8 protein-coding genes and 2 tRNA genes are annotated in these 16,420 nt (G+C 50.6%); 6 read left to right on the top strand and 4 right to left on the bottom strand.

Annotated elements, in window-relative coordinates:
* Positions 1 to 249: 249 nt before the first annotated feature.
* Positions 250 to 1,866 (top strand): VgrG-related protein, encoded by a 1,617-nt coding sequence (locus BN423_RS02775; RefSeq protein WP_019238747.1) that lies wholly within the window; start codon positions 250 to 252, stop codon positions 1,864 to 1,866.
* A 259-nt stretch (positions 1,867 to 2,125) separates the two neighbouring features.
* Here BN423_RS02775 and BN423_RS02770 read toward each other — a convergent pair.
* Together BN423_RS02770 and BN423_RS02765 are read right to left on the bottom strand one after the other, a co-directional pair.
* Positions 2,126 to 2,202 (bottom strand) — tRNA-Glu (locus tag BN423_RS02770).
* Positions 2,203 to 2,206: 4 nt separating this feature from the next.
* Positions 2,207 to 2,280 (bottom strand) — tRNA-Gln (locus BN423_RS02765).
* A gap of 457 nt (positions 2,281 to 2,737) precedes the next feature.
* On the opposite strand from BN423_RS02765, the gene BN423_RS11525 reads away from it, so the two are divergent.
* Positions 2,738 to 3,415 carry a hypothetical protein gene (locus tag BN423_RS11525; protein ID WP_154820283.1) on the top strand — a complete coding sequence of 226 codons (678 nt, stop codon included), beginning with the start codon at positions 2,738 to 2,740 and terminating at the stop codon, positions 3,413 to 3,415.
* An 11-nt stretch (positions 3,416 to 3,426) separates the two neighbouring features.
* Here BN423_RS11525 and BN423_RS02760 read toward each other — a convergent pair whose 3' ends face one another.
* Entirely contained in the window at positions 3,427 to 5,172 is a 1,746-nt protein-coding gene (locus tag BN423_RS02760; RefSeq protein ID WP_019238746.1) for a glycosyltransferase family protein, read from the bottom strand.
* A 363-nt stretch (positions 5,173 to 5,535) separates the two neighbouring features.
* Between BN423_RS02760 and BN423_RS11520 the strand changes: the two genes are divergently transcribed.
* Positions 5,536 to 8,757 carry an NlpC/P60 family protein gene (locus BN423_RS11520; RefSeq protein WP_187367797.1) on the top strand — a complete coding sequence of 1,074 codons (3,222 nt, stop codon included), beginning with the start codon at positions 5,536 to 5,538 and terminating at the stop codon, positions 8,755 to 8,757.
* Between the two features lie 143 nt (positions 8,758 to 8,900).
* On the top strand, positions 8,901 to 12,785 hold the full coding sequence (locus BN423_RS11120) for an N-acetylmuramoyl-L-alanine amidase (protein WP_154820281.1): 3,885 nt from the start codon (positions 8,901 to 8,903) through the stop codon (positions 12,783 to 12,785).
* 118 nt (positions 12,786 to 12,903) lie between these two features.
* Here the strand turns inward: BN423_RS11120 and BN423_RS11115 are convergent, their stop codons facing one another.
* Positions 12,904 to 13,947, bottom strand: a complete 1,044-nt coding sequence (locus tag BN423_RS11115; RefSeq protein ID WP_074431652.1) for a glycosyltransferase — start codon at positions 13,945 to 13,947, stop codon at positions 12,904 to 12,906.
* A gap of 170 nt (positions 13,948 to 14,117) precedes the next feature.
* On the opposite strand from BN423_RS11115, the gene BN423_RS11110 reads away from it, so the two are divergent.
* Together BN423_RS11110 and BN423_RS11105 are read left to right on the top strand one after the other, a co-directional pair.
* Positions 14,118 to 15,134, top strand: coding sequence for a glycosyltransferase family 8 protein (locus BN423_RS11110; protein WP_071784296.1), 1,017 nt, complete (start codon positions 14,118 to 14,120; stop codon positions 15,132 to 15,134).
* The gene (locus BN423_RS11105) at positions 15,131 to 16,378 is read left to right on the top strand and encodes a lipopolysaccharide biosynthesis protein (RefSeq protein WP_074431651.1); all 1,248 of its coding nucleotides are present in this window, start codon (positions 15,131 to 15,133) and stop codon (positions 16,376 to 16,378) included. Before BN423_RS11110 ends, BN423_RS11105 begins: the two co-directional genes overlap by 4 nt.
* Positions 16,379 to 16,420: the final 42 nt, after the last annotated feature.

The raw sequence follows: 16,420 nt of genomic DNA, 5'->3' as shown, positions 1-16,420 counted from the left end.
TTTCGCTCACTTTGGGATGCAGTGGGCTCGATTCGGCGGCGCAATCGCCCAAACCGCGCGGTCGCTTCCCGCAAAAACGCCTCGAAACCCGTTCAAGCTCAACTCGAACCTTAATTGAATTCGGCGGACTCGGTGTGAATCGCTTGTATGCCCCCGCGGGCGCTGCAATACTGAAACTGCCTTCTTTGCGCCTGTCGCAAATGAATCGTAACCGTAGCCGCTCGAATGAGCCGCAGACAAGGAGGGCCCATGAGACCCCGTCGCGCTATTATCACCGCCGGCCTCGCGTTCGCGCTCGCATGCGCGCCCGTCGTCGCCAGCACGGCGTTCGCCGATTCGGACGATCCCGCCGTTGCATACGACAAAGCGGATTTCTACGAGGAGTCGGCCGCTTCCGCAGCCACACGTTCGGCATCGTCGGCGCGTTCCTCGAACCTCTCGTCCGTGTACGTCTCGGAGGAGATGAAGTACTTCACCAAGTACGAGAGCCATGGCAACTACCGCCAGGGCTTCAGCTACGGCGACGGGTACAACGCGCTCGGCTACTACCAGTTCGACCGCCGTTACTCGCTCATCGACTTTATGACCGCCGTCTACAACTACGACCCGGTGAAGTACGCCATGTTCAAGGACGTGCTCGCGCGGGCGGGCGAGGTGTCGAGCAGCGCGGTACCGATGTACGACTACAGCGCCGGCAAGCTCACCGCGCTCGGCCAGCTCGTGCAGGATGCCTGGTACGCGGCGTACGATGCGGATCCGGCCGGGTTCTCCGCGCTACAGGATTCCTACGCGTACAACAGCTATTACGTGCCCACCGAGCGCTGGCTCGCGAGCCAGGGCATCGACATGTCCGGTCGCTCGGATTGCGTGAAGGGCATGGTGTGGGGCCTCTCGAACATGTGGGGCACGGGCGGCGTCCGCGGTGTTCTCCTGGCGGCCAACCTTTCGAACGACATGACCGACCGCGAGTTCGTGACCGCGCTTGCGCGGGAGATGATCGATAACATCCGGAACCACAGCTCGCAGACGGAGTACTACAAGGGTTGGGCGGATCGCTACCGCAACGAGCTCGCGGATTGCCTGAAGTACATCGCCGAGGACGAAGCGGCTGCCGAGGTGCAGCCGGATCCTGAGCCGGAGCAACCGGGGGATACGACGACTCCCGATTCGGGCGATCAGGGTTCGACCGACCAGGATGACGCGGTGATTGACACCCCCGAGGATGAAGGTTCTGGCACGCCGGGCGACGATGCGCAGCAGGGCGCCGGGGACGGGTCTGTGACTGACGAGCCTGAGGCCGACAGCGGCTCGGGCGATGAGGCGCCCGGCGACGTGATCGACGAGCCCGCTGATGACGAGGCTGGCGACGCTGGTGACACCTCGGGCGACGGTTCCGATTCCGATAATGTGAACGACACTACGCCGAAGCCGAGCCCCGCGCCGCCCGCCGCGAACGGCGGCATCACGAACGACGTGCCGAGCGAGGACGACGAGAATGCAGGCTCTGGCGATAAGACGGAGTCCGATGACGCTATCGACGATGCTGGCAAGGATGACGTCACGACCGAGTCCGAGACGGGCGACAAGGGCGAGCAGACCGAGGACGAGGATCAGGCGGACGGCAAGACCGATGAGACGTCCACCGATCCCAAGGATACGGACGATAGCGCCGCTCGCACGAGCGACGATAGCGGGGTGGCCACCGCCGACGCGCATCCGAACGGCGTGATGCCCCAGACGTCTGACCTCATCATGCTCACGACGTTCGCCAGCGCGAGCGCGGCGTGCTTCGGTGCGACGTTCGTGTACGCGGGCAAGCGCCGCCTCAAAAAGGGCGATGCCGAGCGCGGCGAGCAGGACGAATAGGTTTCTGGATCGCGCGAGTGTGCGCGGCGCGCGCAATGCATAGGCGAGGGAAGGGCCGCTACCGGGTTGATCGGTGGCGGCCCTTTTGGTGTTTGGATCGGATGTGGGCAGGTGGGTGACTGGTCGGCGCGGGTTTTTGCGTTGCGTGCTCTACATTCTAGTAAGAAATATCGGGGCGAACTCGCACTCCGATGCCGCCCGCTGCATCTCTAGCTAAGCAAAAACCCGGATTGCGTTGGGCAATCCGGGTTACCGTTCTTGGTAGCCCGTACCAGATTCGAACTGGTGATCTCCGCCTTGAGAGGGCGGCGTCCTAAACCGCTAGACGAACGGGCCATTATGGCTGGGATGGAGGGAGTCGAACCCCCATTGACGGAACCAGAATCCGCTGTCCTGCCATTAGACGACATCCCAGTGGCATCGCACTCAGCCAAAGCCGCGTGCAGGTAGATATATTACGGTACAACGCCCAGGAGCGCAAGGGGTGATTTTGATTCAGTGAGCAAATTCAGACGGAGGGCTCCGGTAGCCAAGAGTTTCGAGCAAAGGGTTTCGAGAAATCGGATTTATAGAACCTAGATGATATGTGTTGTGGTGGGGGGCTTATAATAAAAAGTCGAGCTATCCGTTCAAGGTGTGGCGGCAGTACAAAACTGCTAGACGATATCTGCTCGGCTATGTAAACCAACTGCGCCCAGCGGTTAGCTGGGCGCAGTCTATCGAACGCGGTCTGTCGACCGTCTTAGCTGAAGTTTACCACGGGGTGCAGTTGCTATGCTACCAATAACCCCCTGTAAACCATATCCTAAACACCTTAGATAGCGCGCGCATTGCCAGATATCATGCACCAGGCGTAAGCGACGCAAATAGCTTGAACGCTTATGAATGGGGGCTTTCGCTCAACCAAGCGCTCATGAAGCCGCTGAGCATCACAGAGGTTGTGTTGAGGAACGCAATCGATTGCGCGCTGAGTGATTGGTGGCGGTCGCAAGGGCATGACGGTGCATGGACCGATGCAAGCGCATTTGGCTGCGAGCCATCGCTTGACGTGCTGGTGCACCGCGAAAGCTGGAGGCGCAGGGCGCAGCAGAATGTTGCCGGACGACCCGTTACCCATGACGATATAATCGCCAATACATCTTTCGGGACGTGGCGCAACTTTTTCGGCAATCCCTCAGCGATTTCTGCAAATCCGCCAGCAGATGCAAACAAATTAAATTCGTGGCATGCATTAAAGAGGCAGGACATCAGATGCGCTGCGCTCTGGAAAGAGGTCCTGCAGAACGCCTTTCCCAACCTCCCAAAGACAAAGCGCCTGCGTGGCAAACAGTCTCCTCGCGGATATGTGGGTTCTCGTATAACGAGAATCGCCTCTCTGCGCAATCGCGTTTGCCATTGGGACAGCTTGCTTGGCGTCCAAGTTCCAAATCGATATCGCGATATGTGGGAGCTTCTCGATGCGATCGATCCGCACGTCTCAATGTGGCTCGATGAGCAATGCGATTGGGAGCTGATGGATGTATTGATGGATCGACCGGAATGGCTATGATCCCTCTTCTGCTAGCAAAGGCGATGCGGCACAGCGTCCCCGCATACCCTTGCTTTCCGGTACCGCGGCTTTGCGCCGTGCGCTTTATGAGTCTTCATCGCGCGGGTGCGCTGCGTAAGCCAGCGAATGCCGATAACAGCCATAACTATGAACAGCGTTACCGAGGAATAGAGGTATCGAGCCCGCGCTTCGAAGATTAGCTCGAACACGATAAGCATCAAAAGCGCGAGCGAAACAACCAGGGAGAAGTCGGAGGAAAGGTTCCTTTGGGCACCGTCCTTTTGTTTTGCACGATGCGTTGCACCCGCGAGGAGACCGACAAAGCAGCAAACAAGCACGGCTATCCAGATGAACTGCGCGTACGTTCTCCAAAGGTTGTAATGCGATCCGTCCGGATAATAGAAGGAGCGGATCAACCCCGTAATGCCTCCTGCGGCATCTGTAGGGAGAAACGCGAAGAAATTCCCCTCAACGCTCCAGGCGAAGGTGCCGTCGTTGAAGTTGGTCATGAGCTTATCGCCAAGCAGCGAGAGCAGACCTAAGAACCCATAATCGGAAACCCTTTCTGTGGCAATTTGAATGTTTCCTGCAGTTCGAGACTGTACGTCGGCGAAGGACGCGGAAAACTCCACATCGGCTAAGGAGTAAACACCTCGGGTCTCTGGATTCAGTCCCATCATAAGAAAGTGCGGGATCCCGAATTGGTTATCCTGATCAAGGAGGGAAGACCAGGGCGCTGTGATAGCGCTAACCAGTGCGAGCGCAGTGATACAGCCTACTACGAGGGCGACGATGCGGCTCGCGGGCTCAATGCAAAGGCGCGCTTCCCTGCTTTTAAGCGCCTCGACAGCTTCGAAGGCGAATTCCACAAGTAGGAGCGCGGCCACAGCAAAAAGAACAAAGACAACCTGTGGTTTGATTTTGTATCCAAGAATACCCACAAAACCCAACAAGAACAGCCATGCGACGAATTTGCGCCCCGAGGACTTCCGAGAGCGAATAAACAAATAGGACAACATGATGGGAACACAAACGACAATGGCGTCTGAATACAGAATTCCCGCCCATGGAGAGGTCCAGATCACTAAGACTCCGGTGATCCAAGCGACAACTCCCCAAGCGCGCGAAAACAACAGGGACATCGTACGATACAGGAACCAAAGCGAGAGCGCGCAGGCAACGCAGTTCAGAGCCGAGAAGACCAGAACAATGCCCAAAGGAGATGCGGCTCCAAGCAATTGGGCGATCTTCCCGCATTGGACAGCAATCCACAGCAGGAAGAGATTGTTGGGATACATGGAGTAATAGCTAACATTAGCGAAATCGCCGCTATTCACTATTGCTAGGGCGTCATTGGTAATAATCCCTGAGTCCCAGCCCGTAACGAAGGCGTAGCGGCGACAGGCGAACACTTGAAGAAGCAATAGCACGATGCAGGCTGCGGCGATCAGTATGTCGGTGCGTGTCGGATTCCGGTCAACTGCTCTTGAGAACCACATCCCGGCTCTTCCTGCTGAGAATTTGATAAACAGAAGAAGGATAAGAAGGGCGAGTAGAAGGAGCGCCCAGTTCGGGAGCGGAAATTCAGCCTTGCATGCATAGCTCATCGTGGCAGAGAGAAATACCATGCCGAACAGCGCGACGCCAATGAAAACGGCGGCGATTCTATTGGAGAATGACGTGCCAATGCATGCTGCCTGCTCGCAGAGCTCATCTGGATATATGTCCGCCTTGATAAGGTTCGCGTTTCCAGACATGGCCAATATCCTCTTCGCCAATCAAATTGTGATGCTTCGATTTTCAGGGTGCCCCTGTTAGTTATATTGCAGAACAGCGCAGTTAATTCACTGCCCAGTCTGCTTATCATCCATGGGAACATTATACTCGGTGAGATGAAACTTCATCAAATGAAGCTCTGACAAAAAAGGCGATGGGATGGGGAGCAGGAGGTTGGGGAATTGGCTGGAGCATTTTCAGGGTAGGGGATAGTTGCGTAAGTGAACAGGCAAGACGTGGAATCGAATCAGTTAATTCATTTGAAGGCCAACGCGCCATGGCTATCATAATATATGAATGCGCGAGCTCCCGACGTGCTGGATCGAATGATTGGGGCGGATGTTATGAAAGTAAGACGAATCATAGCGTTTCTACTCACGGTGATCTTGCCCTCCTATTTGTTTCTTCAGCCGGTCTCTTTGTATGCACTGGAATCACAGCTTGACATACAGGGTGAATCAGGCGGTCTGAATGTAGCGCAAGACGAAGATTCATCTGTGAATTCCCAAGGAGACGAGGATGCTTCCAGCGCGGAGAACGCGATGGATCAAGATGTGGGCGACATGTCTCTGGCTGATGGACCAGGCGCTTTTGAAGAAGTTGAAGGGAATTCGTATTCTGATTTTAATGACTCCACCCAAAATATAGATGATCAAGAAAGTCTCGATTCCATCCCTTTAGACGGAGAAACAGAAGATGAACTTCCAGTTTTGACATATCAGACCCATGTGCAGGATATCGGCTGGCAAGAGGAGGTCTCTGACGGGGAGACTGCGGGCACCACTGGAAACAGTAAAAACGTGGAGGCTCTCAGGGTTTCTATAGCAAACGCTCCAGAAGATGCCGTGCAGATTCAGGTTCATGTGCAGGATATAGGCTGGCCATCTAATGACCTGTGGGTAGGAAACGGTGGTCTTGCCGGAACTACGGGACAGAGCAAGCGAATTGAAGCTGTTAGGATGAAGCTATCCGACAACTTGAGTGAGAAGTATTCTGTCTGGTATCGCGTTCACGTGGCAGAAATTGGATGGATGACATGGGCTTGTGACGGCCAAAATGCCGGCACGGTAGGGTACGGTCATGCAGTCGAAGCGATTCAAATTACCGTGTTGCCAAAGGGGGAGGTTCCCTCAAACATGTCTGGTCAGTCGATAGATCAGGCTTTTGAAGACCGCGCTGATGATCCGGCGAGCGTCGTATATGCTGCTCATGTGCAGGAGATTGGATGGCAGACATCGGTCGAGGATGGTCTAATGGCGGGTACCACCGGTCGTTCTCTATCAATAGAGGCTATACGAGCATCGCTGTCTTGGTTCGGCCATTCTGGCTCTATTCAAATGCGTGCACATGTTGAGGACTTTGGATGGCAGGGGTGGACGACCAATCAAGCGGGCACTACAGGTCAGCATAAGCAACTCGAGGCCGTGCAGATGTGCTTGTCCGATGAAGCGGCACAACAATATGATATTTGGTATCGCGTGCACTCTGCTGAAGTCGGCTGGCTTGGTTGGGCTTGCAACGGTAAAACAGCTGGAACAACGGGTTTGGGTTACGGTATTCAGGCAATCGAGATCAGACTTCTTCCAAAAGGATCCGATGAGCTAGTCGATAATGGTGATTCTTATATCGGCGCAACCGAATCTGTGCAGGGTATTGCTATGTCCCTTGCTGGGGCAAAGGTACAGTCATCACAAGGCGAAACGACGATTCTCGGAGACCCAAATGGAACCTCTCAGCTCCATTCCATTTCCGTCTTTGTGAATAATAAGCTTACGGAAGGTTCAATCCAGTATCAGGCAAAAACAGGTGAGACAAGCTGGCCTTCCGAGTGGACGTCCGAGGGGAATCAGACTGCTCAGTCTAGCGACGGGCTGCCATTGAAGGCTGTCAGGATGCAGCTGATAGGGAATCTTTCAGATAAGTACGACGTATGGTACCGTGTTTATGAGGGAAACCGAGGATGGCTCGGATGGGCTTGCAACGGTGACCCCGCCGGCGCAGAGGGCGCATCCGTTACACTTCGTGCTGTTCAAGTTACACTTGTAGAGAAAGGGGCTGCCGCCCCGGGAGGCACGGAAGACGCATATCTTGTATTGCAGGATTCTTCCCCGAGCCTTGTCGTTCAAGCTCACAGCGCTGAGGTGAGTTGGCTGGCGCCTGTTACAGACGGGGAGACCGCCGGAACAACTGGTATGGGTTATTCGCTCCAGGCTCTTCGTGTTCATCTGGACGGGCCGGTTTCCGGTTTCGTTCAGGTGCGCGCCCATGTGGCGGAAGATGGTTGGCAACAATATGTTTCTGGCGATCAGTTCGCAGGAACGATCGATAGAAATCTTGCTATCCAGGCGCTCCAGTTCAAACTTAGCGGGGATATTGCAAATGAATACGATATATATTATCGCGTGCATTCGGCAGAATACGGTTGGCTTGGTTGGGCTAAGAACGGGGAAGTTGCCGGTACAAGTGGTTTGAGCTTGCAGGCCGAGGCCGTCCAGGTTAAGTTAGTCAAAAAGGGAAGTGAGGATGTTCCATCTTCTAGCGTGCCTTCATATATCCAAATGCCTTCGCTATCTGTCAATGTTCACGTGGCGGAGCTTGGGTGGCGAGGACCTGTTGGCTCGAATGCTGTTGCGGGTACGACGGGTCAAGGTCTTCAGTTGGAGGCATTCACGATTTCTGACGTTTCCTCCGAAGACGTTGACGCTCTAAGTGGAGGCATCTCATATGCGGCTCATGTGCAGGATTTAGGCTGGCAGTCAGAAGTTTCTAATGGAGCTATTGCGGGTACCACTAGCCAAGGTAGGCGTGTCGAAGCGATTAAGATACGTTTGACCGGTGAGCTGAATACATATTTCGACATCTACTATCGGGTACATATTGACGAATTCGGCTGGCTTGGATGGGCCAAAAATGGAGACATTGCAGGCACTACATCATGTAGCTTGGCAGTTCAGGCAATTCAGGTGGTGATTGTTCGCAAGGGAGCTACGCCGCCGGGTTCAACAGCGGGCTCATATTACCCCAGCCTATCGTCTCTTCCATATATTGGGTACCAAACGCCGGGTTCATATTACAAGGTTTCTCACAGATCCGTGAATATAAAGAATCTGGGTGTCAATCAGTTTGGCTATCGAACTGAGTCTCGCATTCCTTACAACGCGACGCGCGAGCAATGCATCAATGCCATGATTACTCGTGCCATGGAATATATGGGTACGCCATATAAATGGGACTACGCTTGCGCACCTGGAGTCGGTGTTGATTGCGCCGGATTGGTTATGCAAGCCCTTTATGCTACGGGGATGGATTTGAGCCCAATGAATCCCTGGGATCATTATTATACTCCGGGACATGACCACTATGCTAACGACATGCGTAGTAACAGTCGTTTTATGCATGTTGATATCTCACAGATTCAACGTGGCGACCTGGTTCTCTATAGTGGACACGTTGCTATTTATATCGGCAACAATTCTATTATTGAGGCGACTCCTCCTCGGGTTCGTACTATCGGATCCATCGCGCCGCTCGTTCCGGTGCTAGCAGTAGTTCGACCATTTCCTTAATGAGTTGAAAGGATGATGACGAGAGGGGCTATTGGCGAAAGTCAATAGCTCCTTTTCTTTTCGCTCATGTACTATCGAAGATGTGAGTGAAGTCTTTTCGTTAGACTTAGATAAAGTTGATTTGAATGGCAACTTAGTGAACGGTGGAAAAAGAGATGTTGAGAAAACGCGTATTAGCAATTTGTTTAGCCGCCCTACTGGCGTTTACGCCCGTTTTGCAGCCCTTTGTTGTTTATGCTGAGTCTACGGGAACCGCGCCAACATCTGAGGTTGCAGGTTCGTCTTCGATATCATCGAGCGAGCAGATGGGTTCTCTTCCTGATGAAATCGTTTCAACCGAGGATGCTCCAGATAGCTTGGTGGCGGATTCCTCTGAGCAAGAGGCAATTGACCAGACCGATCAGGACACTTCTTCGGCTTTGGACGATGCTGGCGAAATGGACGAGGTCTCTGCACCGCAGCCGGAAGAGATGGACATTTCTTCGGTAGCCTATGTTTATGTCGATCAAAGTGTGCTCGCGATTGGAGACACGCAGTATATAGTTATTGGATTTAACGGACTTTGTGACAGTCTTTCTGCTGCGCAAATCTCACTACGCAGTACACAGCATGAATTAATCACTGTGAATTCATCAAAAGTTATCGACGATGCCGCTCTGTTTGAGATTGAGTTTTCTGAGGACGGCCAGGCGGATGTGTACTCAATTTCTGACGTTACCTTAACCCTGCAGAATGTTGACACGAGCTATGTGATTAATTTCTCGGATGATGCAAACGAGAATAACGATTATTCATTTGAAGTTGTTACTGCAGATGTTGCTAACGCGCTGAACGAGAGCGGAACCGAAGGTGGCGTGACAGCGATGACCATCGGAGAAAACGGTGAGCTCAAGTCGGCTGCATCCGTCGATGATGCTATAGAAATCGCTGATGCCTCAGGTGTTCAAGAAAGCAAAGATAATGCCACTGCTCCAAGTGTTTCCGGCGCACGGTCTCGTTCTACTGTATCTACCACGCGCGAAGACTATCTCATCGTTGCTATTGACCCCGGACACGGAGGCGGCGATGTTGGCGCCGTGGGCAATGGCTTGCAGGAGGCCACGGTGAATTGGGGGATTTCCCAGAATCTAAAAAATGAGCTGGATTCATACACTGGGGTTACTGCCTATCTCACAAGGTCTGAAAATGAAGAAGTGAGCCTGCAGGCGCGCGCCGATCGTGCCAAAGCAATTGGCGCAGATGTCTTCATTAGTGTACATTGTAATTCTGCCACCGCGAGCGCTAATGGAGCTGAGGTCTGGGCACCTAATAGCAGCTCCTATAATAGCGATGCCCATACCATTGGAACCGACTTGGGCAACAAGATCCTGGCTCAGCTTTCCTCGCTTGGGCTGTACAACCGCGGTGTTAAATTTAAAGATTATCCAGCTGATGGAGGAGACCCAGTATATCCGGATGGAAGCAGAACGGACTACTATGGCGTAATTAGGAACTGCCGAAAGTATGGTATTCCTGCCATCATTGTTGAGCATGCTTTTATTTCTAATTCGAGTGATGCAAATTACCTTGCGAATCGTCAGCGTGATTTGGGCGTGGCCGACGCGACGGGCATTGCGCAACAGTATAACTTGGGCAAAGATGCTGTGGCGCGTGCGCAGGCATCAGTTGAAGTGCAGGCTCATGTTTCAGATCTCGGCTGGGAGGATATCGTATACGACCACAAAGTGGCGGGTACGACTGGTAAAAGTAAGAATCTCGAGGCATTTAAACTCAATCTATTAAATAATGCTGCATCTTCAGGAGGCGTTGAATATCGTTCTTATGTTAACGGGTCTTGGCAGGACTGGGTAAAGGATGGTGCAGAAAGCGGTACCACGGGCAAGAGCACTGCTATCCAGGCAGTTCAGATTCAATTGACTGGTGACGCTGAGCAAAATTATGATATCTACTATCGCGTCCATTCAGCCGAGGTTGGTTGGCTAGGTTGGGCGAAGAACGGTGGAAGTGCCGGCACCATCGGTTATGGATACGACGCTCAAGCTATAGAGGTTGTGGTGGTCGCAAAGGGCGCTGACGCACCAGGATCTACATCGGATGCTTTCCGCGATAAGGCTACCGCCGAGCCTGTTGTAACTTACCGGGCTCACGTCCAGGAGGTGGGATGGCAGGGTGCTGTAAACAGCGGTGCGATTGCTGGTACTACGGCGCAGGGAAGGTGCATGGAAGCGCTGGTGCTCAATCTTGATTTAGGCAAGTATGCAAACACCGATAGCGACGTTTCTATCGAGGCTCATTGTCAAGATTATGGTTGGCGCGGTGCGGTCGCAAGTGGTGCCATTGCAGGAACGACGGGTGAGAAAAAAGAACTCGAGGCTGTGAAAATTTCACTATCGGGCTCTGTAGCTGATTTCTATGACATCTACTATCGCGTTCATGTTTCCGAAATCGGCTGGATGAATTGGGCTAAAAACGGAGAGCCTGCAGGTACTGAAGGGTATTCCTTAGGAATCGAGGCTATACAGATTGTCCTTCAGAAAAAAGGGGAGGATACGCTCCCAGCGAATCCGGGAATTGCAACTACGGACGTATTTAGAAAGAAGCCTACGAACGTCGTGTATCGCGCTCACGTAGCGGAACTTGGGTGGCAGAACAACGTATCTGGTGGTGCCACTGCGGGTACCACTGGTCGCGGGCTGTCAGTGGAAGCTTTGAACGTATCTCTATCGAATCAAGATGCTGATGAGCCGGGCGCTATTCAGACGCGCGTATTTTATACCTCTGATGGTTGGCAGGATTGGACTACTGGCCAAGCAGGGAGTACCGGCCAATCAAAGCAGATCGAGGCTATTCAAATCAGGCTAACTGACGATATGGCGGATAATTATGATGTCTACTATCGCGTGCATTCAGCAGAAGTGGGATGGCTTGATTGGGCAAAAAATGGAGAGAGCGCCGGTTCCGAAGGCTTGGGTTACGGCATTCAGGCAATACAGATTGATTTGGTAAAGAAAGAAGAGGATGGGACAACGAAGGCACCTGGCAAGACGGATGAACCATTCATATCGGCGAGCATTTCTTACCGAGTCCATGTCGCAGAGATTGGTTGGCAAAGTTTTGTGGGCGACGGCGCAATGGCGGGCACAACGGGTCAAAGCCACTCGGTTCAGGCAATTGAGGCGTATGTGCCGAGCATTGATGGGACAGTAAAGATTTCTGCTCATATTCAGGATTTGGGGTGGGTTGACCCTGTTGACGTTTCCCAGGGAGTGTATGCGGGAACCGTGGGGCAAGGCAGGCAGATTGAAGCGTTGTGCATCGAACTCGAGGGTGACGTGGCAGATGAGTACGACGTATACTACCGCGTTCATTCTTCTGAGATTGGATGGCTAGACTGGGCGAAGAACGGTGAACGTGCTGGAACGCAAGGGTTTGGTTTTGGTATTGAGGCTGTTCAGATTAAATTGGTTAAAAAGGGGAGCGATGCACCGGGTTCAACCGAAACGGCATTTAGAACGCCATCAGACATAATGGGACACTCGCTCGCCTCGGTTAGTCAAATGGTTTCATATTTTCAGAGTTCAGGATACGATTATCCAGCTTCTGTTTATTCCGATAAGGGAGCTCCCACCCTTACAGAATTTTGCAACTTAGTTGAGAATGCTGCGAACGCTGAGGGTGTAAGAGCAGACGTTCTCTTCTGCCAGGCGATGAAAGAAACTGGCTGGTTACAATTTGGCGGCGCGGTGAAGCCCGAACAGTGCAATTTCGGCGGCCTTGGATCGACGGGCGATGGAGTGTCCGGCGCATCATTTGGTGATGTGTACACTGGCTTGCTAGCACAAGCACAGCATCTCAAAGCTTATGCATCCACTGCGCCGCTTAATGCTACATGCGTAGATCCGCGCTTTGATTTGATAGAGCGTGGCATTGCGCCTAAGTTGGAGGATCTCGATGGCCGTTGGGCGGTTCCTGGAGTGGGATACGGTGAATCCATTTTGGTAATGATTAACGAGATGATTTCGCAATAATACAACGTTCACTTTTACAGCTGAAACAGAAAAAGTCAGGCGCCATGTCGAATGCGTTGCTCGGCAAGACGCCTGACTCTTGAAAGATGCTCAAGAATATATCCAATGGGGTTGTGCCTTACCATTTGATATCGAAATGCATTTTATCGATAACAAATCGGTAGATAGCAAGGAATGGGCGCATGAGATGAGCCCTATAAAACAGGCGGGCAACCCAAAGCTTCAGAAAAGCTCCGCCCTCTTTTAAAGCATAGCATAGCCCCGTGTATGACGAATGCTTCCAGGAAGGGAAGGTCTTATTGAGATATTTAGTACATTGCGTTATATACGCTCCGAGATTGGCTGACGGATCATAAGACAGTCGAAATAGCAACGACACGCCGAGGTGAAGGAAGGCAATCGAACTCAGCGCCTCTTCTGCTTTTTCATTCACACCCGCTTCGTTGTAATACTCAGCGACTGCAGAAAAGGCATTGAAGATGGAGTCAACCTGCTCTGATCTCACAGTATTGATAATTGATCCCTCGCGAACCATATAATTTATAAGAGGCTTGGGTGAAAAAACGATAGTCCCTTTGCAATCTAAATAGACCAGAAGGTGAAAAATGAGATCATCAAGAACGGAGGGTGGCTCTTCAAGATTACGCATGTTCTTGAGCAACGATGCCCTAAATGTTTTGTTCCAGGGGGCGCCGTTCAGCTCGATTAGTCTCCCCGGCTCTTCAACGACATTAAAGCTCGGTCGCTCTGTGCACATCTCATGCGTAAGGGTCTTTCCTGTTTTCAAGTCTACTCGCTGAAATCCACAGACGGAAATATCCGCATTATTATCCTTAGCGGTTCGATATAGTGTTTCGGCAAAATCAGGTGCTACAGTATCGTCGCTATCAACAAAGCCAATGTACTCGCCACGGGCAAGGCATATCCCGTCAAATCTTCCGCGCCAAACACCTTCATTTTTTTTGTCGATGATGACAATTTTGCCTGGGTATTCTTGTTCATATCTATGGAGGATGTCGATGCACGAATCAGGAGACCCATCATTAATGCAGAGAATTTCAATATTTTTTAGCGTTTGATTCATAAGAGAATCCAGGCAGGCAGGGAGATATTGCTCGACCTTGTAGCAGGGGACAATAATGCTCAGCGCAATTTTCGACATATGCATCCTTCGCTCTCATCAATTAATGACAGACAAAAGATACTATACATTGCAATTTATGAAGAGTAATAAGTGTTAGATAAAACTCGGAACACAGAAGGTGGAATGATGGCAAAATCTATCCACGTAATTTAGGACATTTTCGTTATTTCGCTGTTGGGGGAGATGAAATGAACCCAAAGATATTAAACGTGCTTTATCAATCTGACGATAACTATGCAATGGTTACTGGGGTTTCCATTGTATCAATGTGCGAAAATAATCAGCATTTAGATGAGATTAATTTTTATCTCATCGATGATGGTATCGCACCATCTAATAAAAAGAAGATTGAAAAAATATGCAGTCAATATGGTCGAAACCTAATATACGTGGATTCTGAGCCGATACGCAACAAACTAATCGAATTGAATGTGCAACCGTGGCGGGGAACATATACTACATATTACAAATTGTTTGCCGCTGCCGAGTTAAACATCGCCACTGATCGCGTACTTCAAATTGATGGCGATACGATAATAAATGGCCCACTAGACGAGATAATTGAGATGGATTTGGGTGAATCGGTTTGCGCCGCAACTTATGATTGCGTGCTGACTGATTACAAGGGCACCCTAGGCATTCCAAAAGATGAGTATTATTACAATTGCGGTGTCATGTTGATAAGCATATCAAACTGGAAGAAATATCATTGCACCGAAAGAATAATCAATCATTTGTCGAATGTCAGAAGTCGCTATTTTGTTGTTGACCAAGATATTGTTAATTTGCTCTTTCGGCATGAAATCAAATATATGAGCCCTTCATATAACTTTAATAGCTGCTTTTATATATATGGCATTGATTATGTATATAAAATATATGATTTAAACGACGACATTTATATCCCTCGGGATGAAATTACGAGCGTAATGGAAGAAGAGCCGCTTATTAATCATTGCATGAGCGCAATGACTGGTCGCCCTTGGGAGCATAATAGTATTCATCCACAAAACGAGCTGTTTGATCGATACCTTTCGCTTACCGATTGGAATGATAGCGACAAGCTATATGTAAGGCGTACATTTGTGTTCCGCGCTCAGCGATTTGCCTACGAGCATCTTCCGATGGCCATATATTGGCATATTCATAAATTCGTGCTTACCTTTTGGATGAGGGAGCAGAATAGAAAGTGCTTGAAAGCATGAGTAGCAACATGAGGTCATTGAGCATTCGGGAGAATGTGATCTGGAATTCCTTGGGTAATTTTATCTACCTAATTAGCCAATGGTTGCTGACATATGTAGTTGTTCGGATCCAGGGATATGGGCCTGCCGGTATTTTTTCGCTCGCCATGTCAGTCGGCAATTCCCTAAATGCAGTCGCGACATACACAATGCGAAACTTCCAAGTATCTGATATCGAGGGTGAATACTCTGATAATCAGTACATTATATCAAGATATGTGACCTCTCTCATATCATTTATTGCTTGTTTAGCTTTCTGCGGATTCAATGAGTACCCTGTTAAAACCTTTCTCTGCATCGCTTTCTATATGGTTTTTAAAATATCTGAAGCTCTTTCGGACGTGTATCAGGCTATATTTCAGCGCGCTTCCCGAATGGACTATATAGGAAAGGCTTATATCGCCAAAGCAATGCTAGACTTCAGCTTCTTTTTTGGCGTCCTATTCATCACATCGGATTTGATGACAGCCATTATCGCTTTGTGCTGCGCCTCCTTAATTGTGGTTTTCTGCTATGAGCGTCGTGAGGCGAAGAATTTCGCTTCGAACACTGCAGCAGCTCTTTCGTTTGATCGGGACTTGCGTCAAGTAAAGAAGCTTATTCTTGTATGCCTTCCAGTGGCGCTGTATGGCCTGTTTTTTAACACCATGGGTCAGGTACCTCGTTATGTTCTCGAGCTGCTTAAAAATGAAGACGCTCTCGGGATATATACGACAGTGGCGATGCCTGTTACCCTGGTGCAGGTTTCAGCTAATTATTTATTTGCTCCGTTAACCGCACCCCTGGCTTCGTGTTTTGCTCGACACGATGTGAAGGAGTTTTACAGGTTGTTCTGGAAAGCAATCGGCGCCATCGTTGTAATATCAATAGTTGCTTTTATCGGCTTCGGGGTAGCAGGAAAACCTGTCATGGCGCTATTGTTCGGCGATTCAATTGTTCCTTATCTGTATTTATTGAACCCGCTCATTTTTTGTAGTGTGCTCGTAGCGCTTTCTTGGTTCTTGTCAGCAGCTTTGACGGTTGTTCGCAAACTGGTTGCTCAGCTAGTGCTAAGTATCGTTTCGTTTCTAGTCTCCTGTGCACTAAGCTTTTATCTCATCTCCGTGTTTGGATTGAATGGAGCTACATTCTCATATATTGCTGCGTTGCTCGTGTTCTCTGTCGGTGGTTTTTTTATTTTGCTGAATAGCGTTGAGGGAAAGTAATTTTGCCTTGTGTTGCTTGGTATGCAGCACAAGGCAAAATTA

The organism is Enorma timonensis (assembly GCF_000321165.1).
GTDB lineage: Bacteria > Actinomycetota > Coriobacteriia > Coriobacteriales > Coriobacteriaceae > Enorma.
This window is presented reverse-complemented; position numbering and strand designations above follow the sequence as displayed.